The sequence below is a fragment of the Rhodobacter sp. JA431 genome (genome assembly GCF_900217725.1).
Taxonomy (GTDB): Bacteria; Pseudomonadota; Alphaproteobacteria; order Rhodobacterales; family Rhodobacteraceae; genus Rhodobacter; species Rhodobacter aestuarii.
Genome location: NZ_OBMP01000001.1, coordinates 761,446 through 778,962, shown reverse-complemented (window position 1 = coordinate 778,962; position 17,517 = coordinate 761,446). Strand labels below are relative to the sequence as shown.

The window sequence follows — 17,517 nt, the reverse complement described above, 5'->3', positions numbered from 1 at the left end:
GCGGTAACCTGCCCCTGACTTCTGATTTCAGCACATACGCGCGCGAGGGCCATTTGCCAAGCGCGCCGCCGACCGCCTTGAGGAGACTGTCATGGCCTATCGCTCCCCCGTTGCCGATATTCGCTTCATTCTCGACAAGGTGGTGCCGCTTGCACCGGTGGCGGCCACCGAGCGCTTTGCCGAGGCCACGGGGGATACCGTGGAAGCGGTTTTGCTTGAGGCGGGGAAACTCTGTGATGAGGTGATGGCGCCGCTTTTGCGCGCGGGGGATTTGCATCCCGCCAAGCTGGAAAACGGTGTGATGCGCACCAGCCCCGGCTTCAAAGAGGCTTATGCGCAAATTGCCGAGGGGCATTGGGTTGCCGTGGCGGCGTCGCATGAGTTTGGCGGGATGGGGTTGCCGCAAACTCTGTGCGTTGCGATCAATGATATGATGTCGGGGGCCAATCTTGCGCTGCAACTCAAGCCGCTTTTGACCCAAGGCCAAATCGAGGCGCTGGAGCACCACGCCAGCGATGCGTTGAAAGCGCTTTACCTGCCCAAGCTGATTTCCGGTGAATGGTCGGGCACGATGAACCTGACCGAACCGCAGGCGGGCTCAGATGTGGGGGCGCTGCGCAGCAAGGCCGAGCCTTTGGGCGATGGCACCTATGCGATCACCGGGCAGAAGATTTTCATCTCTTGGGGCGACAGCGACATGGTGGAAAACGTCTGCCACCTTGTTTTGGCGCGGCTCCCCGATGCGGTGCCGGGCACCAAGGGGATTTCGCTTTTCATGGTGCCGAAGTTTCTTCCTGATGCGGCGGGCAATCCGAGCACGGCGAACAGTCTCAAGGTCGTGTCACTTGAGCATAAAATGGGCCTGCATGGCTCCCCCACTTGCGTGATGAGCTTTGAAGGCGCGACCGGCTGGCTGGTAGGGGAGCCCGGCAAAGGCATGGCCGCGATGTTCACGATGATGAATAACGCGCGGCTGGCTGTGGGTGTGCAAGGCATTGGCGTGGCCGAGGGCGCTTATCAAAAGGCGCTCGCCTATGCGCAAGAGCGGGTGCAATTCGCGCCCATCATTGAACATGCGGATGTCCGCCGGATGCTGGCGGAAATGCGTGCAGAGATTTTTGCCGCGCGCTCCATCGCGCTCGCTTGCGCGGTGGCGCTGGATATGGGGCGTGCGACGGGTGAGGCCGATTGGCATGCCCGCGCCGCGCTTTTGACCCCGATTGCCAAGGCCTATGGCACCGATGTGGGCATCCATGTCGCCGATCAGGGCATTCAGGTGCATGGTGGCATGGGCTTTGTGGAAGAAACGGGCGCCGCGCAATATCTGCGCGATGTCCGCGTGACGGCGATTTATGAAGGCACCAATGGCATTCAGGCGATGGACCTTGTGGGCCGCAAAATGATGGACGATGGTCGTGCTGCGTTCCGTCTTTTGCAAGAGGTGGAAGATGCCGCCAAAGCCGCACGCGAGACCCTGCCCGATCTGGCAGAAGCCGTTTGGCAAGCCGCTGAAACCATGCGCGAAGCGACCGAGGGCCTGATCGCCCAAGGCACGCAAGATCGGTTTGCGGGGGCGGTGCCCTATCTGCGCGCCTTCGCGCGGGTGTTGGGGGCGCATTACCATTTGAAAGCGGCCCTCGTTGACGAGGTGCGCGCAAAATTGGCGGCGGTTTATATTCGCCGGATTTTGCCGCAGGCGGAGGCTGATCTCGCATCTGTGCGGGCGGGGGCGGTTGACCTTTACGCGCTTTCGCCTGAAGACCTCGGGGCATGAAAACAAAGAACGGCCTGAGCTACCCGATTGAAACCCCGCCCGCTTTTGGTGACACGATCGAGGTCGCCGAAGGGGTCTTGTTGTTGCGCTTGCCGCTGCCGCTCGCGCTGGATCACGTCAATGCCTATGCGCTGGATGATGATGATGGCTGGACGCTTGTCGATCCGGGGATGAATGCGAGCGCCTGTCTTGAGGCGCTGACCCGCGCGCTGGATGGCCCGCTTTCGGGCAAGCCCGTTCGCCGGGTGATCGTGACGCATTACCACCCCGATCATATTGGTCTTGCGGGCTGGTTGCAGGCACGCGGGGCCGAGCTTTGGACCACCCGCACCAGTTGGTTGTTTGCCCGGATGCTCTGCCTTGATGAGCAAGCGCTGCCGGTGCCCGAGACCATAGATTTTTGGCGCGCCGCGGGCATGGACCCGGTGTTGCTTGAGTTTCGCGCGACAGAGCGCCCCTTCAACTTTGCCGATTGCGTGCACCCTTTGCCGCTTGGGTTCCGCAATATGGCCGAGGGCGATGTGATCCGCGCGGCGGGCCGCAATTGGCGGGTGCGGATCGGGCAGGGCCATGCGCCCGATCATGCGACCCTGTGGAGCGAGGATGACGGGCTGATCTTGGGCGGCGATCAGCTTTTGCCCTCAATCTCGGCCAATCTGGGCGCCTATGCTTCCGAACCCTTGGCCGATCCGGTAGCGGATTGGATCGAAAGCTGCCGTGCCTTCCAGCCCCATGCGCGCGAAGATCACTTGGTTTTGCCGGGCCACAAGTTGCCGTTCTACGGCCTGCCGCTCCGCCTTCGCCAAATGATCGACAATCACGAAGGCGCACTTGCGCGGTTGCGCACGCGTTTGGCGGAGCGTCCGCATACGGCGGTGGAGTGTTTCCCGGTGCTGTTCAAACGCGAGATCGGCATGTCCGAATATGGGCTCGCACTGGTGGAAGCCGTGGCGCATTTGAACCACCTCTATCTGCGCGGTGAAATTAAGCGCGAAATGCGCGAGGGTGTCTCTTACTGGAGCCCTGTCTAATTTCGCCGCGCCCCGGCGTTGCCCAGACGGAACACCTGCACATTTTCTCGGTCCTTTCAGGCGGGCGGCGGTTGTCTTTGCGTTGTCGTCCGTGTTTCACGCGAGCAAGGCATGGTCTGCGCATCATGCGATATTCTTGTGGGAGATTGGGCAGATGCGCCGACTTTTCATCTGTATGACGGCCCCTGTGGCACTGGCCGCTTGTGGTGCGGAGCCGGTTTGGGCGCCGGATGAGGCGGTGCAAGCGGCGCATTATTCCACAGGCAAGCCGCCTTCGGTGACGCTTTTTACGGTGATTGGCACCACCACCGGCGCAGGTGGGCATTCGGCGCTGATGATCGACGGGTCCGAGCGCGTGATCTTTGACCCGGCCGGGACCTGGAAGCACCCGACTGTGCCAGAGCGCAATGACGTCGATTACGGCATCACCGATCAGATGTATAAATTTTACATCGACTATCATTCGCGTGAGACGTGGTTCGTGCGTGAACAAACTCTGCCTGTCTCGCCCGCGATTGCCGAGGCGCTGATTGACCGGGTGGAAGCCAACGGCGCCGTTGCGAAAATGATGTGCGCCAATGAAACCTCGGCCATTTTGCGCGATATTCCGGGCTTTGAGAGCATCCCGCAAACCACCTCGCCCGTGAAACTGTCAAAAGCCTTTGGTCAGTTGCCGGGGGTGGTGACCGATGATCATTATGACAATGATCCCGACGACAATTCGGGCGTGCTGATGATTCAGGCCGAGCCCTTCATACACGGCACGAACCTGCCCTATTAAGCGTTCTGTTCGGGGCAAAGCGCGCGGGCCAAGCGTTTGCGCGCCTTTTTAGCCGACCAGCCAGAGCGCCACGTAAAGCGTGGCAAGCCCACCCAGAATCGCCGCAAATGTGTTGCGGGTGACAAGCCCCACTCCCACTGTGGCCGCGGCGGCGGCAAGGCGTGCGGGGTCGGGCTGCCCTCCGGTGGCAGAGGGCCAAAGAACGAGCGGCGCGACCAGCCCCGGCAGCACCGCGACGGCGGTGTAGCGCAGATAGCGTAGCGCCCATTCGGGCAGCGGTCGGTTGCCGATCAGCCCCAAGAATGAGTAACGCAAAAAGAAGGTGCCAACGCCAAGCGCGAGGATGATCACCCATGTGATCGGCGCGCCGTAATATTCTGCTGTGGTCATTGCAGCGCCCTCCGCTTGGTCAGCCAAAGCTCGGTTTGCGCGCCTGCGACCATCGCCAAAAGCGCCGCGATGATCAGCCCGGTGCCGGCGGGCAAAAAGGCCAGCACCAGCGCCATGATCACAGAGACTGCAGCTGCGACGAGATGCGGGATCGAGCGCAGCATCGGCGCGATCATCGCCAAAAACGTCACCGGAACGGCAAAATCGAGCGCAAAGGCGGGCGGGATCGCTTTGCCCAAGAGCGCCCCCACAAGGGTGGAGCTATACCAAAGCGGCACGATCGGCGTGCAGGCGCCGGTGTAATAGGCCAGTTTCGCGGCCAAGCTTTGCTTGGGGGCGCGGTTGTAATCCGCATCGGCCAGCGCAAAAGCCTGATCGACCATCGAATAGGCCACAAATGCGCGTTGCCAAGTCGATGCCGCGCCCAGATGCGGGGCCAGCGAGGCGGAATACATTGCCATCCGCAGGTTCACCGCAAGTGCTGCCAAAATCACCATCACCGTGCTGGCGTGATCATTCATCAACTGCACGGCGGTAAATTGCGAGGCGCCCGCGATCACCAGAACGGAAAAGCCCATCACCTCCAGCAGGTCAAAGCCCGCCTCATTGCCGGCGACCCCAAACAACAGGCCAAAAGGCGCGATCACCAAAATGAAGGGCAAAGCCTGCCGAAATCCGCGCCAATAGGCGACGGAGAGCGGTCCAGCAGGCGCGGAGGGCGTGTTGGTCATGGTGGGGCTTGCTCGTTGGAGTGCAATAGGCGAGTTCTAGGGGGCGAAGGCTGCGCCGCCAAGGGCGCGATTGTATCGGGGGCAATATGCGCATTGCAGGGCTGGTGCTGGCAGGTGGGTCTGGGCAACGTATGGGCGCGGAAAAGGCGCTCATCACGCTTGGCGGGCAAACGCTTGTCTCTCATGTGGTGGCGCGGCTCGCGCCACAGGTCAAGGTGCTGGCTTTGTCGGCCAATGGCGATCCGGCGCGATTTGACGATTTGGGCTTGCCGGTCTTGGCCGACCCAGAAGCCGAATTGGGCGCGGGGCCGATGGTGGGGGTGCGTGCCGGGTTGCGCTGGGCCGATGCCGAGGGTGCACAAGCCTTGGTCACCGTGGCGGTGGATACGCCCTTTTTGCCGACCAATCTTGCGGTGCGTTTGCTCGCCACGGGCGGGGCGGCTTACGCAAAAAATGCAGGACGCGCGCATTACACGGCGGCGCTTTGGTTGACCGCAGACTTGGCCCGCTTTGATCGGTTGTTTGAGACTGGGGAGCGGCGGATGCGTCCCTACCTTGAAGGCGCGCATGTGGTCGACTTTCCCGGCACACCGGACCCATTCACCAATATCAACACCCAAGCCGATCTGGCGCGGGCTGAAGCGGCGCTGGGCGGGGGCGCGGTGTGAAGATATTGCTGCGCCACGGGCTGGAGCCTGCGCAGCGTGCACAGGCGGCGGGGCTTTATTGGCGCGCTTTTGGTGGAAAATTGGGCCGGGTGATCGGGCCAGAGCCGAAGGCACTGCGCTATATCGAGCGGGTGATTGACCCTGCGCATGTGATCGCGGCAACCGATGAAGCGGGCCGGGTGCTCGGCGTGGTGGGCTTTCGCACCCCGCAAGGCTCTTTCGTGGCCGGAACGCGCGAGGATCTGGTCGCGGTCTATGGTCGCTTTGGGGCGCTATGGCGAGCCTTTGCTTTGGCAATCTTGGCACAAGACTTGCCCGATCAGACGGTGTCGATTGATGGGCTGGCTGTTGCCGAAGAGGCGCGCGGCCTTGGGCTCGGCGGCGCGCTGATGAAAACGCTTTGCGAGCAAGCACAGGCACAGGGTTTTGGCAAAGTCCGGCTCAATGTGGTGGGCGAGAACCTGCGCGCGCGCGAACTTTATGACCGGCTCGGCTTTGCCGTGACCGGGCGGGTAGACCGCTGGATCACGGCCGCGCTTTACGGCTATCGCACTGTGGTGGAGATGGAGCGGCAGGTGTGATCGGTGGAGCTTAGTCGAAAGTGCCGGTCACGCGACCCAGCAACATGAACGCCCGTGCGGTGCGGGTCTCGGCCAACTCCGCCACTTCCTGATCGGTGGCGTTTTGTTCAAACTCCACAAAGGTCCGGTCGAATTGGCGCAGGAAATGGTGCGCCGCATCGCGGAAGATCGTGTCGGTGCGCATACGGCCCGCCGTCAGCGCCAGCGAAGAACGATCGCGCACACCGCCAAGCGCGGCGATTTCGCGACCCCGCTCGCCTTGGGCAAAGCGGCGCCACAATTCGGGCCGGGCGCGGTCGGGTTTTAGGTCATCCATATAGATGCCATCTTGCGCGAGCAGGTTCAGCACATCTTGGGCGGCACGCAACAGCTTCGCCATGGTGCGGTTTTCAAGCGCGCGGCGCAGGGCCCGGAAGCCCTCTTTGTCCTCGGCATTGTCGGGGAATTGCATCGCACGGATGAAATCTGCCATCGACACCGGCGGGGCCAATTCTTCTGCCGGGGTGCCAAGCGCGAGCGTGGGCTGATCATCGACAGGGGCGGCGGGTTTGGGGGGCACCAGCGCGGCCTTGCGGTCGGCCGAGGGTTGCACCGCCCCATGGTCGCGACGCGACGAAAAGGTGGCGAGCGCGGTTTCGGCCTGACGTGCGGCCATAGCCACCTCATCAAGCTTCTTCTCAAGCGCTTGGCCCGCTCCGCTGCGCACTTGGTTTTGGGACACCCACGCGGCGCGCATCGCTTCGACCGAGGCGCGCAGTGCCTGCGCTTCGGCGCGCATTTCACGCGCGGTGCGGGTGGTGATGGCCGCGACCCAGATCATCACAATGGGCAGCACAATGCCGACAAGCGTCAAAATCACCGAGGCCGCATCTAGGCCGGCCTCGGAGCTGCCGTGAGGAACAAACACCCAAAACGCCCCGACCATGCCAAGCCAGACCGCGCTCAGGCCCAGCGCAATCCATTCGGTGCGCGAGGTGCGCGCCGCGGGACTATCCGGCATCACGCCGGGGTCAGGATGCTTACGGTCCGGTCCGGGCTCGCCCATGACTGCCCACCTTCACCTTTCCTTCGGTCAGACGAACTTCACCGAGAGGATCTCGTAGCTGCGTTGACCGCCGGGCGTGCGCACATCGACGCTGTCACCCTCGTCTTTGCCAATAAGCGCGCGCGCAATCGGTGATTTGATGTTCAAGAGCCCGCGCTCCAGATCGGCTTCATGTTCGCCGACAATCTGATAGGTGCGCTCTTCATCGGTGTCTTCGTCCACCAAAGTCACCGTGGCACCGAATTTGACCGAGCCCGAAAGTTTGGTCGGGTCGATCACCTCGGCGCGGCCAAGGATCGCTTCAAGCTCTTTGATCCGGCCCTCGACAAAGCTCTGCTTTTCACGCGCGGCATGATATTCGGCGTTTTCCGACAGGTCGCCATGCTCGCGCGCTTCGGCAATCGCCTTAATCACAGAGGGGCGCTCGACCGTTTTCAACGTCTTGAGTTCTTCGTCGAGCACTGTGTACCCGGCGCGAGTCATCGGTATCTTTTCCATGGAGGCCCTTGACCTGTTGTGGCTTGCACTTGTTTTGCGCTTCACGAAGGTAAATCCGCCAAGCGGGTCCGGTGTCAAGGGCCGGGGGCGTTTTTCGGCGATAGGGCGCCGCTGGCGTGCACGCAAATTCCCGCCACTTGTTGCTGCATCTGCGAAAGAATCTTGCTTTGCGGTGCGGCGTTACAATTGCTTCAAATCGGTAGTTAAGCTACCAAGTTGCGCGGAGCACGCGATTTTGAAGGCTGAAGGGAACTCGAGATGTCCGAGATCGAACGCGAGTCGATGGAATACGATGTGGTGATCGTGGGGGCTGGCCCCTCCGGTCTGTCGGCGGCGATCCGTCTCAAGCAGATCGACCCGGATCTGAACGTTGTCGTGTTGGAAAAAGGCTCCGAAGTTGGCGCGCATATCCTTTCTGGTGCGGTGCTCGACCCCAGCGGTCTTGATGCGCTGATCCCGGATTGGAAATCCAAAGGCGCCCCGATCAAAACCCCGGTGAAGGAAGACAAGTTCTACCTTCTAAGCGGCGATGGGCACATGAACATCCCGCATTGGCCGATGCCCAAGCTGATGTCGAATCACGGCAACTACATTGTCTCGATGGCGAATGTCTGCCGCTGGCTCGCCGAACAGGCCGAGGAACTGGGCGTCGAAATCTTCCCGGGCATGTCGTGCTCGCAAATCGTGTGGGATGGCAATCGCGTCGCCGGTGTTGTGGCGGGCGAAATGGGCTTGGCCTCTGACGGCACCCCCGGCCCGAACTATGAACCGGGTATGGAGCTTTTGGGCAAATATGTCTTCTTGTCCGAAGGCGTGCGCGGCTCGCTCAGCAAAGAAGTTATCGCCAAGTTCAACCTGTCCGAAGGTAAATGCCCGCAGAAATTCGGGCTTGGCATGAAAGAAATCTGGGAAATCGATCCCAAGAAGCACAAAGAGGGTTCGGTGACCCACACGATGGGCTGGCCGCTTGACCATAATGCGGGCGGCGGGTCGTTCATCTACCACATTGAGAACAATCAGGTTTACATCGGCTTCGTGGTCCACCTGAACTACGAAAACCCCTATCTCTACCCTTATATGGAGTTCCAGCGCTTCAAACATCACCCGATGGTGGCGGAGCTTTTGGAAGGCGGCAAACGTGTGGCCTATGGCGCGCGCGCGATCTCCGAGGGGGGCTGGCAGTCGATCCCGAAACTGACCGCGCCGGGCGTGGTGCTTTTGGGTTGCTCGGCGGGGCTGGTGAACGTGCCGCGCATCAAGGGCAACCATAATGCCATGCTCTCGGGCATCGCGGCGGCCAATGCAGCAGCGGCGGCGATCAAGGCCGGGCGTGAGGGCGACGAGCTGACCGCCTATGAAGACGATCTGCGCTCTGGCCCGATTGCGAAAGACCTTAAACCCGTTCGCAACGTCAAACCGATCTGGTCGTGGTGGGGGATCTGGGCTTCGATGGCGCTCGGTGGTCTTGATATGTGGACCAACTCACTCTTTGGCTTCTCGTTCTTTGGCACGCTCAAGCACAAAAAGACCGATGCGGCCCATACTGGCTTGGCCTCCAAATTCAAGCCGATCGACTATCCGAAACCCGATGGCAAATTGAGCTTTGATCGGCTGACCAACGTGAGCTTCTCTTTCACCAACCACGAAGAGAGCCAGCCGTGCCACCTGAAGCTGAAAGATCCGTCGGTGCCGATTTCGGTCAACTTGGCGAAATATGCCGAACCGGCGCAGCGCTATTGCCCGGCAGGGGTCTATGAGGTGCTCGGCGAAGGTGCGGATGCGAAGTTCCAGATCAACTTCCAAAACTGCGTCCATTGCAAAACCTGCGACATCAAAGACCCGTCGCAGAACATCACATGGACCACGCCGCAAGGTGGCGACGGCCCGAACTACCCGAATATGTAAGACCTGCGTCACATCGACGTGTTGCGGGGGGAGCCATGGCTCCCCCCGATTGCATAGGGCGCCCTAGGCCGCTACCTTTCGGGCAACCTGACGACAAGGACCCTTTCCGTGCCCTTTGCCAAAACGCTTTCCCGTGCGCTTTATCTGCTTCCGACCCTTGCCTGCCTTGCGGCACTGCCAACCTTCGCGCGCGAAGATGGCGGCGCTTATCTGGCGGGGCGGGCGGCGCTGCTTGACAATGATTTTGCCCAAGCTGCGCCTTACTATGACCGCCTGCTTCTAACCCTTCCTGACGACCAGAAGGTGCAAGAGGGCGCGCTTTTCGCCCATGTGGCTTTGGGCGAGGTGGAAAAAGCCCGCGATATTTCCAAAGCCATCGCCTCTGGGGCTGAGGCCCCAACACAGGTCGCGGTGCTCGTCTTGCTTGCCGATGCGGCGATGTCAGATGATTTTGCAGCAGGCACGGCGCTGCTTGAAGGTGGGGCCGATGCGGGCCAATTGGTCGGCGGCCTTTACCAAGCTTGGGCCTTGGTCGGCCAAGGGCAGATGTCGGAGGCGATGCAGGCCTTTGATGCAATCGCGAAGATCGACGGGCTAGAGGGCTTTGCCGGTTATCATCGCGCGCTCGCCTTGGCGCTCGTCGGCGATTATGAAGGCGCGGAAGAGATTTTCTCTGGGGCACATGCCAATATCTACAACGGCACCCGCCGGGGCGTTTTGGCGCATGTCGAGATACTCTCGCAGTTGGAACGCAATGAAGATGCGATTGCGTTGCTTGATGCGAGCTTTGGGGCGCCGCTCGACGATATCCTGACCGATATCCGCGACCGGCTTGATGCGGGCGAAACATTGCCCTTCACGGCCATTGGTTCCGCGCGCGAAGGTGTGGCCGAGCTTTTCTATTCCGTCGCGCAAGCGCTGAACGCAGATTCGATCCCGGGTTTTGCGCTTTTGCACGCGCGGCTCGCGCTGTGGCTTCGCCCCGATCATACCGATGCCGCATTGCTCACGGCTGCGATCTTGGAGCAGGTGCAGCAATATGATCTGGCGATTTCGGCCTATGCGATGATCGGCACCGATAGCCCGGCTTTCCATGCTGCCGAAATGGGCCGGGCCGAGGCGATGGTGGAGGCTGGGCGCTCGGATGCGGCGATTGAGGTGCTGGAGCAGTTGACCCGCACCCATGCGGATCTGCCCGGTGTTTGGGTAGCGTTGGGCGATAACCTGCGCCGCGAGGATCGCTTTGCCGAGGCCGCGAAAGCCTATGACAAGGCGATTGAGCTTTCGGGCGAACCTAAGCGCAGCGAATGGGGGCTGTGGTACGCCCGCGCGATTGCGCAGGAACGCTCTGGCCAATGGGAGCAAGCCGAGGTGGGCTTCCGCAAGGCGCTGGAGTTGAACCCGGGCCAGCCTGCAGTGCTCAACTATCTTGGCTATTCCTATGTCGAAAAGCGCCAAAACTTGGATGAGGCGCTTGATATGATCCAGCGCGCTGTCGCTGGTCGCCCGGATGATGGCTATATCACCGACAGCCTTGGCTGGGCCTATTATCGGCTGGGTCGCTACACGGAGGCGGCAGAGCAGATGGAACGCGCGGTCGAGTTGATGCCGCAAGATGCGCTGCTGAATGACCATCTGGGCGATGTCTATTGGGCCGTGGGGCGCAAGCGCGAAGCCGAATTCCAATGGCGTCGTGCGCTGAATTTTGGCCCCGCACCTGACCTTGATCTGGACCGGGTGCGCCGGAAGCTGGAAGTTGGCCTCGATGTGGTTTTGAAAGAAGAAGGCGCAGCGCCGCTGCATTCTGACAAATGAGCCAGTTTGAGGTTTTTGCCCCCGCCAAGGTCAATTTGGCGCTGCATGTCACCGGGCAGCGGGAAGATGGCTATCACCTGCTTGATAGCCTTGTGGCCTTTGCGCCGGTCGGCGATATGCTGCAGCTTTCGCCCGCGGAGAGCCTTTCGTTGAAGGTCACCGGGCCGGAATCGCGCGGTGTGCCGGAAGGGCCGGAAAATCTGGTGCTAAAAGCGGCGGCGCTTTACGGGCCGGGCCCCGGTGCGGCGATCCATTTGGACAAATGCCTGCCCGCCGCGTCAGGGATTGGTGGCGGCTCATCGGATGCGGCAGCGGCTTTGCGTGGCATGGCCGCATTGCGCGATGTGGCTTTGGCCAGTGGCGCGGCTGTGGTTAAGCTTGGCGCCGATGTGCCGATGTGCCTTGATCCGCGCCCCGCACGCACCGAAGGCATTGGCGAGGAACTGACCCCGGTGGCTCTGCCGCCCTTGCCCGCTGTTTTGGTCAACCCGCGTGTCGAAGTGTCGACGCCTGCGGTCTTCAAGGCGCTGGCCTCCAAAAGCAACCCGGCGATGGAGCCGATCCCGGCCTTTGTCGAGGCTGCGGATTGCATCGCGTGGCTTGCGCGGCAACGCAATGATTTGCAGCCGCCCGCCGTGGCGCTGGCCCCGGTGATTGCCGAGGTGCTGGCGGCATTGAGCGCGCTGCCGGGCTGCAAACTCGCGCGTATGTCGGGCTCTGGCGCGACCTGCTTTGGGCTTTTTGAAAGCGATGCGGCGGCAGAGGCCGCACAGGCACAACTGGCAGCCGCGCAGCCCGGTTGGTGGTCCGCGCATGGGGCGCTTGGCGATCAGGCCGCAAAAGCGGCCCCGCGGCTTAGGTAGCGCGGGACAGCATGCCCAGATAACCGATCAAGGTGCCCACAAGCACAAGCCCAAACGGGAATTTGTGGTGCCCCCAACTGACCCAGTCGGGGGTGGCGGCGCGCACCGCAGGAATGGCACGCGCGCCGCGATGCGTGATGAACGCGGCGATCAGGCACGCCTGCAGCAGCAAAATCATCAGCCAAATATGGTTTGGGTTGGTCGAGAAGAAGGGGGCCGCTGCCGCCGCGAATTTCACATCGCCCATGCCCACACCCGCAGCCATGTTCAAAAGCAATCCGATGCCCAGCACGACCGGCAAGTTGACCCAACGCCAGGCCCAAACCTCCAGCGGCAGGACGAACAGCCCCACCACCGCGAAAACCGCGATCAAGGAAATCACCGCCAGATTGCGGATTTTCATATATTTGAGGTCGGTGTAGATCACCCAAGCGCAGATTGGGATGCAGAATTTTAGCAACACCGATGCCGCTTCCGGGGGGCTTAGATCCAGCATCTCAGCCCCTCCGGCTGCCGGCATCAAGCGCTTCCAGCGCCCGTGCCGCTTCGTCGAAATAAACGGGGGAGGTGTCGACCGCATCTTGCAAGAGGCCCCGGCCAATCGTCACATCGCCCTTTTTGATTGCGGAAAGCCCCGCCGTATAAAGCAGCTTGGCGCGCTCGGTCTGGGTCATCTCAATCACCGGCAGGTCATATTTGCCTTGTGCGGCGCGGGCCATCACGAGGTTGTTCTTGGTGGTGAAATTGTCCGGATTATAGGTCAGCGCTTCGGCAAAGAGTTTTTCAGCCCCTTTCGCATCGCCGCGGGTCAGCTTGGAAAAGCCCCAGTTATTAAGAACCCCAGAGGGCTGAGTGGTCAGGCCGGAAGCGATTTCATAGAAGCTGTCGGCCTTTTTCCAATTTTGATCGCTGTCGGCGACCATCGCTTCAAGCTTGTAGCGCTCAAAGGTTTCATGCGTCGGCGGGATCGTGTTCAGCGTCGCCTTCGCCCCCGCCCAGTCATTTGAGCGGATTTGCGCATCGGCCAGCGCGACCTTGTCATCGGCGGTGGCGCCTTCCATGCTGACGACGCGCTTCCAGACCTTTGCCGCGCGCTCAGGCTCATTGGCACGCACAAGCGATTTGGCGAGCCCGCGTTGCAAATCGATCCGGTCGGGGCTTTCATTCGTGGAGCGGGTGAAATAGGCCACCGCTTCGCGTGGGTCGCCCACCGTCAGCATGATGTCTGAAAGGTTGGTCGCATCGACCGCATTCACGGTGTCCAATGCGCGGTCAACTTCGGTTTTTTCGCTGCCCATGCAGCCCGCAAGAGCGAGCGTGCCGCCCATAAGAGCCGCAAGAAAGATCGGGTGGCGCATATTGCTGCGTCCTTTTGCTCGTGCCTCAACGCTCGGTCAGCAGAAGGTATTCACCAACCCCACGCCGCACGAGCTTGAACGGTCTGTCTTCGGGGGGATCATAATCGGGTTTTTCCGATTTTGCGAGCGCATGGCGCAGGTTTTGCCGGATCGCGTCCGATTGGCCACTGTCGAGACCATAGGCGATGCGGAACACCCGAGCGGCCTCGGCGGGCTTGTTTTGCTCCATCAACACCACGCCCAAGTTGTTCCACGCTGGGACGAAGGTTTCGTCTTTTTCCGTCGCACGCCGCAGCACTTGCTCAGCCTGCCCAAGGCGCCCAAGCTTTAGATCGGCAGAGCCAATCGCAGAGAGCACATCCACCGTGGCGCCTTGGTCTGCTGCCGCGCGGTAATAGGCTTTCAGCGCAAGTTCATATTCCCCCGCTGCCATCAGGCGATGGCCGACCAAAAGCCCGTCTACGCCTTCACCCATAGCGGTGCCGGGGGCGTAAGGCGTTTCGCTTGATGGGCCAAGGCCGCCCGGAGAACAGGCGGCCAAAGTGCAGATTAGGGCAGTTGTCAGGGCGCGGGCGCGCAGGGCCATGGGTCACATCTGGCTGATGGAGTTGAAGTTTTCCATCATATCATGGACCGACGGTCCGACAAGGATGATCAGGAGCGGCGGCACGGTGAACATCATAGTGCCGAGCGTCATCTTGACCGGGATCTTGTTGGCGGCTTCTTCGGCGCGCATGATCCGCTTGTCGCGCATGTCGGCCGCATAAAGGCGCAGCGCTTCGGCGATGGATGTCCCGAATTGTTGCGACTGGATCATCACCGTCACGAAGGAGGCCACATCCGGCACGCCCGAGCGGTCCGCGAAGGCACGCAGAACCGAGGGCTTATCAAGACCAGCCTTGATCTCATGGGAGACGGTCTCAAATTCTTCGGCGAGCGCGGGGTAGGATGACATCAGTTCTTTCGAAACGCGGATAATCCCTTGGTCAAGCGACAAACCGGCTTCAACGCAGACCAGAAGCATGTCGAGCGCATCGGGGAAGCCATCCTGAATTTCGGCGGTGCGGGCGGCGACCCGCTTGTTGATCCAATAGGTCGGCGCGTAATAGCCCAGAACCCCGGGGCCAATCACCGCCATGATCGCGATGGTTGAACTGAGCGGGACGGGCTTCGTGGCGTTGTAAAGCATCACATAGGCGACGCCGAGCAACAAAAGGCCGATGGCCAGCCCGAACTGGATCGCGTGATAAGTCCGCACGGCATTCGCACTGCGATAGCCCGCCTTTTGTAGCCACTTGCGGCTTTCGGACATTTCTTCCTTGCTTTTGGGTTCAAGGAAGTCCGCGAATTTTTCGAGCTTGTCACTGCCGCCGGTATTGCGCAGCGGTTGCGCGTTTTTGGGCGCTGTATTTGCGGTACGGCCCTTTTGTGCCGAGACCGAGGCCCGAAGCTTGTCGAGAGGATCTTCGCGCTTCTTGACCATCAACGGCAAGGTGGCAAGAACCATGAGCGCGGCGACGCCTGCGAGTGCAATCACCGGACCCATCGGCCCGAGCATATCGGTCAACATGGTGGTGAGCGTGTCGATGGACATCGTGGCCTCCTCAGACCTTGATCGTGGTCATGACCTTCATGAACAGCACATTGCAGCCCAGCAGGGCAAAGGCAGCAATGGCGGCGGGCACGAAGGCGGGGGTGTCTTTGACGGCGTCATAGTAATTGGGCGACACGATGGAGATGGTGACCAGAACCGCCACCGGGAAGCCAGACAGGAACATCCCCGACCATTTCGGTTCGGCGGTGATGGCACGGACACGGCGAAATAGCCGGAAACGCGAGCGGATCACCTTGGCGAGCCCTTCAAGCACCTCTGCCAAGTTGCCGCCAGAGGTTTGCTGGATAGACACTGCCACGGCGAGGAAGCGCAAATCCTGCATGTCGAGCCGTTCGGCCAAGTCGCGCAGGCTGTCGACCACGTTGCGGCCATAGGCGGCCTCGTCCGCGATAATCCCGAATTCGGTGCCCAAAGGATCGGGGATTTCTTTTGCGACGGCTTGAACGGCGGAGGAAAACGGATGCCCCACCCGCAAGCTGCGCACCATCAGTTCCACTGCATCGGGAAGCTGTTCTTCCGCCAATTTCAAACGCTTATTGGCTTTGCCATTGATCCAGAAATAAACGCCGCCAACGCCCATGACCACAGCCAGAACTGCGCGCACCGGGGTGGACGCTTGCGTGCCAAGGCTCAGCCCCAAAAAGGCGACAAAGCTCACAAGCGCCATCACCGCGATCAGCATGGTGGGCGAAAACGCGATATTCGCCTTTTGCGCCTTGGAGGCGAGCAGCGAATAAAGCGGGATGCCTTGGGCGTTGAGGTGCTGGGTCGCCTCCTTGCGGAGTTGTTCCAGAACCTGTTCGCGCCGTTGCCCTTTGTCGAGCATATCAAGGCGGCGGTTGACCTTGTTGTTGAGCGAGATCGACTTGCCGAACATCAGCAGGTAGATCCCCTCGACCAGCAAAAGCACGGCAACGAAGATCAGACCGTAGATGATGGGGGTGGGGGAAATGATCATGGCAGTGATCGCTCCAAATCAGTCAGTGACGGGGTCGTAGATGGTCGAGGGCAGGTCATAGCCCCATTGGCGGAACCGATCAGAATAGTGGCTGCGCACGCCAGTGGCTGTGAAGCGGCCAATGATCTTGCCATCGGGGGCGAGGCCAAGGCGCTCGTATCGGAAGATTTCCTGCATCGAGATCACATCGCCCTCCATGCCGGTGATTTCGGTGATCGAGACCATGCGGCGCGAACCGTCTTGCAGACGCGAGGCTTGCACGATCAGGTTCACAGCCGAGGCGATCTGGCTGCGCACGGCTTTGATCGGCATCTCAATCCCTGCCATCGCCACCATGTTTTCCAGACGGCTGATCCCATCGCGCGCAGAGTTGGCGTGGATCGTGGTCATCGAGCCGTCGTGGCCGGTATTCATCGCCTGCAGCATGTCGATGACCTCTTCGCCACGCGTTTCGCCGACGATGATCCGGTCTGGGCGCATCCGCAGGGCGTTGCGCAAACAGTCGCGTTGGGTCACAGCGCCCTTGCCCTCAACGTTGGGCGGGCGGCTTTCCATCCGGCCGACATGGGTCTGTTGCAGCTGAAGTTCTGCCGTGTCTTCGATCGTCAGAATACGTTCGGAGTTGTCGATAAAGCTGGAAAGCGCGTTGAGCGTGGTGGTCTTACCAGAACCCGTCCCGCCCGAAACGATAACGTTCAATCGGGTTGCCACAGCCGCTTGCAGATAGGCCGCCATTTCCTCGGTGAAGGCGCCGAATTTCACCAGATCATCAATGGCTAGCTTGTCTTTTTTGAATTTCCGAATGGAGACAAGCGATCCATCCACCGCAATCGGCGGCACCATCGCGTTGAAACGCGAGCCATCCGCCAAGCGGGCGTCAACATAGGGGTTGGATTCATCGACCCGGCGCCCCACGGCGGACACGATCTTGTCGATGATCCGCAACAGGTGCTTTTCATCTTTGAAGGTCACATCCGATAGCTGCAGCTTACCGAAGCGCTCTACAAAGATCTGGTTCGGGCCGTTCACCAGAATATCGGAGACGGTATCGTCTTGCAAAAGCGGCTCTAGCGGGCCGAGGCCCATCACCTCGTCATAGAGCTCCTGGTGTAAAGTCGAACGTTCGGCGCTGTTCAAAGCAACCGACAATTCGGTCATTGCCTCGGCGGAAATTGCCGCGATCTCGGCCTTGAGTTCGGATTCAGAGGCATGCTCAAGCGCTGCGAGGTTGAGGTTTTCCAAAAGCCGCTTATGCAGCTCCACCTTCAACTCGCTCATACGTTCTTTGCGCTTGCGATCTTTGTCTGCCGTCGCGGCTTGCGCTGCACTTGCCCCGCTGTTGGGCATAGCCCGACGTTGAACGAGGGGCTTTGCGGGTTCGTTGGAAGCGGCGGCGAGCGGTACCGGCGGCGGCGCGGCAGCCGCAGGCGCCGCTTGAGCGGGCTTGGCGGGGGCACCTGCGGCGGGTTTCTTATAGCGCGAGAACATGCGGCTTCCTCCGGGA

General features: G+C 60.9%; 18 protein-coding genes. 8 read left to right on the top strand and 10 right to left on the bottom strand.

Annotated features, from left to right (window positions below):
• Positions 1-91 precede the first annotated feature (91 nt).
• The 3 genes from CRO18_RS03450 to CRO18_RS03440 all read left to right on the top strand — a co-directional run bounded on the left by CRO18_RS03450 (position 92) and on the right by CRO18_RS03440 (position 3,586).
• Positions 92-1,774: an acyl-CoA dehydrogenase gene (locus tag CRO18_RS03450; protein WP_097081056.1), complete on the top strand. Its 1,683-nt coding sequence runs from the start codon at positions 92-94 to the stop codon at positions 1,772-1,774.
• The gene (locus CRO18_RS03445) at positions 1,771-2,805 is read left to right on the top strand and encodes an MBL fold metallo-hydrolase (protein WP_097081055.1); all 1,035 of its coding nucleotides are present in this window, start codon (positions 1,771-1,773) and stop codon (positions 2,803-2,805) included. The genes CRO18_RS03450 and CRO18_RS03445 overlap by 4 nt, the downstream gene beginning before the upstream one ends.
• Before the next feature lie 154 nt (positions 2,806-2,959).
• Entirely contained in the window at positions 2,960-3,586 is a 627-nt protein-coding gene (locus CRO18_RS03440) for a hypothetical protein (RefSeq protein WP_076485092.1), read from the top strand.
• A gap of 48 nt (positions 3,587-3,634) precedes the next feature.
• Here the strand turns inward: CRO18_RS03440 and CRO18_RS03435 are convergent, their stop codons facing one another.
• Both CRO18_RS03435 and CRO18_RS03430 read right to left on the bottom strand, forming a co-directional pair.
• The gene (locus tag CRO18_RS03435) at positions 3,635-3,976 is read right to left on the bottom strand and encodes an AzlD domain-containing protein (RefSeq protein WP_097081054.1); all 342 of its coding nucleotides are present in this window, start codon (positions 3,974-3,976) and stop codon (positions 3,635-3,637) included.
• On the bottom strand, positions 3,973-4,707 hold the full coding sequence (locus CRO18_RS03430; RefSeq protein ID WP_097081053.1) for an AzlC family ABC transporter permease: 735 nt from the start codon (positions 4,705-4,707) through the stop codon (positions 3,973-3,975). Before CRO18_RS03430 ends, CRO18_RS03435 begins: the two co-directional genes overlap by 4 nt.
• Positions 4,708-4,793: 86 nt before the next feature.
• Here CRO18_RS03430 and mobA point away from each other — a divergent pair, with 86 nt between their 5' ends.
• Complete coding sequence (mobA, locus tag CRO18_RS03425) at positions 4,794-5,375, top strand: molybdenum cofactor guanylyltransferase MobA (protein ID WP_097081052.1); 582 nt, start codon at positions 4,794-4,796, stop codon at positions 5,373-5,375.
• Complete coding sequence (locus CRO18_RS03420; protein WP_097081051.1) at positions 5,372-5,956, top strand: GNAT family N-acetyltransferase; 585 nt, start codon at positions 5,372-5,374, stop codon at positions 5,954-5,956. The genes mobA and CRO18_RS03420 overlap by 4 nt, the downstream gene beginning before the upstream one ends.
• Positions 5,957-5,966: 10 nt before the next feature.
• Here the strand turns inward: CRO18_RS03420 and CRO18_RS03415 are convergent, their stop codons facing one another.
• Positions 5,967-7,001: a hypothetical protein gene (locus tag CRO18_RS03415; RefSeq protein WP_076485097.1), complete on the bottom strand. Its 1,035-nt coding sequence runs from the start codon at positions 6,999-7,001 to the stop codon at positions 5,967-5,969.
• Positions 7,002-7,028: 27 nt separating this feature from the next.
• On the bottom strand, positions 7,029-7,499 hold the full coding sequence (greA, locus tag CRO18_RS03410) for a transcription elongation factor GreA (RefSeq protein WP_076485098.1): 471 nt from the start codon (positions 7,497-7,499) through the stop codon (positions 7,029-7,031).
• A 258-nt stretch (positions 7,500-7,757) separates the two neighbouring features.
• Between greA and CRO18_RS03405 the strand changes: the two genes are divergently transcribed.
• From CRO18_RS03405 to CRO18_RS03395, 3 genes are all read left to right on the top strand, one after another.
• On the top strand, positions 7,758-9,404 hold the full coding sequence (locus tag CRO18_RS03405; RefSeq protein WP_076485099.1) for an electron transfer flavoprotein-ubiquinone oxidoreductase: 1,647 nt from the start codon (positions 7,758-7,760) through the stop codon (positions 9,402-9,404).
• A 108-nt stretch (positions 9,405-9,512) separates the two neighbouring features.
• Entirely contained in the window at positions 9,513-11,219 is a 1,707-nt protein-coding gene (locus CRO18_RS03400) for a tetratricopeptide repeat protein (RefSeq protein ID WP_170952546.1), read from the top strand.
• Complete coding sequence (locus CRO18_RS03395) at positions 11,216-12,082, top strand: 4-(cytidine 5'-diphospho)-2-C-methyl-D-erythritol kinase (protein WP_097081049.1); 867 nt, start codon at positions 11,216-11,218, stop codon at positions 12,080-12,082. The genes CRO18_RS03400 and CRO18_RS03395 overlap by 4 nt, the downstream gene beginning before the upstream one ends.
• On the opposite strand, the gene CRO18_RS03390 is transcribed toward CRO18_RS03395, so the two are convergent.
• The 6 genes from CRO18_RS03390 to CRO18_RS03365 are packed head-to-tail and all read right to left on the bottom strand — an operon-like array spanning position 12,075 to position 17,501.
• On the bottom strand, positions 12,075-12,578 hold the full coding sequence (locus CRO18_RS03390; RefSeq protein WP_097081048.1) for a prepilin peptidase: 504 nt from the start codon (positions 12,576-12,578) through the stop codon (positions 12,075-12,077). The two genes, CRO18_RS03395 and CRO18_RS03390, sit on opposite strands and share 8 nt — an antisense overlap.
• A gap of 1 nt (position 12,579) precedes the next feature.
• Positions 12,580-13,440, bottom strand: coding sequence for a hypothetical protein (locus tag CRO18_RS03385; RefSeq protein ID WP_097081047.1), 861 nt, complete (start codon positions 13,438-13,440; stop codon positions 12,580-12,582).
• A 25-nt stretch (positions 13,441-13,465) separates the two neighbouring features.
• Complete coding sequence (locus tag CRO18_RS03380) at positions 13,466-14,026, bottom strand: tetratricopeptide repeat protein (protein WP_097081046.1); 561 nt, start codon at positions 14,024-14,026, stop codon at positions 13,466-13,468.
• Positions 14,027-14,029: 3 nt separating this feature from the next.
• Positions 14,030-15,034 (bottom strand): type II secretion system F family protein, encoded by a 1,005-nt coding sequence (locus tag CRO18_RS03375; protein ID WP_097081045.1) that lies wholly within the window; start codon positions 15,032-15,034, stop codon positions 14,030-14,032.
• A 10-nt stretch (positions 15,035-15,044) separates the two neighbouring features.
• Positions 15,045-16,013 carry a type II secretion system F family protein gene (locus CRO18_RS03370; protein ID WP_083952158.1) on the bottom strand — a complete coding sequence of 323 codons (969 nt, stop codon included), beginning with the start codon at positions 16,011-16,013 and terminating at the stop codon, positions 15,045-15,047.
• A gap of 18 nt (positions 16,014-16,031) precedes the next feature.
• Complete coding sequence (locus CRO18_RS03365; protein ID WP_097081044.1) at positions 16,032-17,501, bottom strand: CpaF family protein; 1,470 nt, start codon at positions 17,499-17,501, stop codon at positions 16,032-16,034.
• Positions 17,502-17,517: the final 16 nt, after the last annotated feature.

Coding starts and splice junctions, on each gene's coding strand:
- CRO18_RS03375 (WP_097081045.1), bottom strand. CDS start 15,034: ATGTCCATCGACACGCTCACCACCATGTTGACCGATATGCTCGGGCCG.
- CRO18_RS03405 (WP_076485099.1), top strand. CDS start 7,758: ATGTCCGAGATCGAACGCGAGTCGATGGAATACGATGTGGTGATCGTG.
- CRO18_RS03390 (WP_097081048.1), bottom strand. CDS start 12,578: ATGCTGGATCTAAGCCCCCCGGAAGCGGCATCGGTGTTGCTAAAATTC.
- CRO18_RS03370 (WP_083952158.1), bottom strand. CDS start 16,013: ATGATCATTTCCCCCACCCCCATCATCTACGGTCTGATCTTCGTTGCC.
- CRO18_RS03365 (WP_097081044.1), bottom strand. CDS start 17,501: ATGTTCTCGCGCTATAAGAAACCCGCCGCAGGTGCCCCCGCCAAGCCC.
- greA (WP_076485098.1), bottom strand. CDS start 7,499: ATGGAAAAGATACCGATGACTCGCGCCGGGTACACAGTGCTCGACGAA.
- CRO18_RS03435 (WP_097081054.1), bottom strand. CDS start 3,976: ATGACCACAGCAGAATATTACGGCGCGCCGATCACATGGGTGATCATC.
- CRO18_RS03385 (WP_097081047.1), bottom strand. CDS start 13,440: ATGCGCCACCCGATCTTTCTTGCGGCTCTTATGGGCGGCACGCTCGCT.
- CRO18_RS03450 (WP_097081056.1), top strand. CDS start 92: ATGGCCTATCGCTCCCCCGTTGCCGATATTCGCTTCATTCTCGACAAG.
- CRO18_RS03395 (WP_097081049.1), top strand. CDS start 11,216: ATGAGCCAGTTTGAGGTTTTTGCCCCCGCCAAGGTCAATTTGGCGCTG.
- CRO18_RS03440 (WP_076485092.1), top strand. CDS start 2,960: ATGCGCCGACTTTTCATCTGTATGACGGCCCCTGTGGCACTGGCCGCT.
- CRO18_RS03380 (WP_097081046.1), bottom strand. CDS start 14,026: ATGGCCCTGCGCGCCCGCGCCCTGACAACTGCCCTAATCTGCACTTTG.
- CRO18_RS03415 (WP_076485097.1), bottom strand. CDS start 7,001: ATGGGCGAGCCCGGACCGGACCGTAAGCATCCTGACCCCGGCGTGATG.
- CRO18_RS03445 (WP_097081055.1), top strand. CDS start 1,771: ATGAAAACAAAGAACGGCCTGAGCTACCCGATTGAAACCCCGCCCGCT.
- CRO18_RS03430 (WP_097081053.1), bottom strand. CDS start 4,707: ATGACCAACACGCCCTCCGCGCCTGCTGGACCGCTCTCCGTCGCCTAT.
- mobA (WP_097081052.1), top strand. CDS start 4,794: ATGCGCATTGCAGGGCTGGTGCTGGCAGGTGGGTCTGGGCAACGTATG.